The 1,165-nt window shown below is 36.7% G+C and carries 1 protein-coding gene and 1 pseudogene; both read left to right on the top strand.

Annotated features, from left to right (window positions below; genetic code table 11):
- Nucleotides 1–342: pseudogene (locus AC1DRF_RS28840) on the top strand (carboxymuconolactone decarboxylase family protein); the annotation flags it as partial.
- Entirely contained in the window at nucleotides 332–1,123 is a 792-nt protein-coding gene (locus AC1DRF_RS28845; RefSeq protein ID WP_427077082.1) for an amidohydrolase family protein, read from the top strand. The pseudogene AC1DRF_RS28840 and the gene AC1DRF_RS28845, both read left to right, overlap by 11 nt.
- The last annotated feature ends 42 nt before the right edge of the window (nucleotides 1,124–1,165 follow it).

The raw sequence follows: 1,165 nt of genomic DNA on the forward strand, positions 1-1,165 counted from the left end.
CTATGAGGATATAATGGCAGGCTTTGAACAGTCAGCTCTCCCTGATTTAGGAATGCTAGCTGTAGAGTTTAACTACGGACAAATTTTCTCGAGAGGAGGTTTAGACTTAAAGTCACGCCTTCTTGCTCAGTGGCTGGCCTAACTGCATTAGGTAATACGGAACAGCTGAAATTTTATCTAAACGGGGCTTTGAATGTTGGATGGACACAGGAAGAAATTTTAGAAGCAATGTTACAAATGGTCATTTATGCTGGATTCCCTGTAGCTTTAAAAACGATTTTGACAGTTGCTAATGAAGCCTTTTACGAAAGAAATGAAAAGGAGAAACAAAATGATTATTGATAGTCATGCACATGTGGTTTTGCCTATAGAGAAACATATTAAAATGATGGATGAAAGTGGAATAGATAAAACCGTATTGTTTTCTACTCTTGTTCATCCAGAAAAAAGCAGTAATGTTAAAGAATTTACAACGGAAATGAACAAATTACATCAAATTCTCAATAACAAGATGAATCCCTTACAAGCACGCTTACATGCGCTAGAAGAAGTAAGCGTTGCGATTAAGGAATACCCGAATAGGTTTGTCGGATTTGGTTCGGTTCCGCTTTCCTATTCTCCTGGTGATGTCAATCTAAACGACTGGGTAGAGAAGCTTGTCAAAGAGCAAAAGATGAAAGGTCTTGGAGAATTTACTCTTGGCCCAGATCAAATTCCATTGTTAGAACCTATATTTAAAGCAGCGAGTGACTATATGTCTTTACCTATCTGGGTACATACTTTTCATCCTTTGAACTTAAAGGATATTCAAGAGTTATTTCTTCTCACTCAAAAATATGAAAATGTGCCGGTTATATACGGGCATATGGGCGGAATTCATTGGCTACAAACGATAGAAATGATAAAAGACACCAAAAATGCATACTTAGATATATCAGCATTTTATACAACATATGCCTTGTCTTTGGCTATAAAAGAAATACCTGAAAGAACGTTATTTAGTTCAGATTTTCCATATGGAGATCCATATTTAAATTTACAGGCCGTTAAGCGTTATACATCTAGTGGAGAAGTTGCAGACAGAGTGTTAGGTGGGAATATCTCGAATCTGCTACATCTATAAATTCAGCGTTTTTGTTTGATGTTGTGTTGCATGGGATAACGA

The sequence above is a fragment of the Priestia sp. P5_B4 genome (assembly GCF_056400385.1).

Coding starts and splice junctions, on each gene's coding strand:
- AC1DRF_RS28845 (WP_427077082.1), top strand. CDS start 332: ATGATTATTGATAGTCATGCACATGTGGTTTTGCCTATAGAGAAACAT.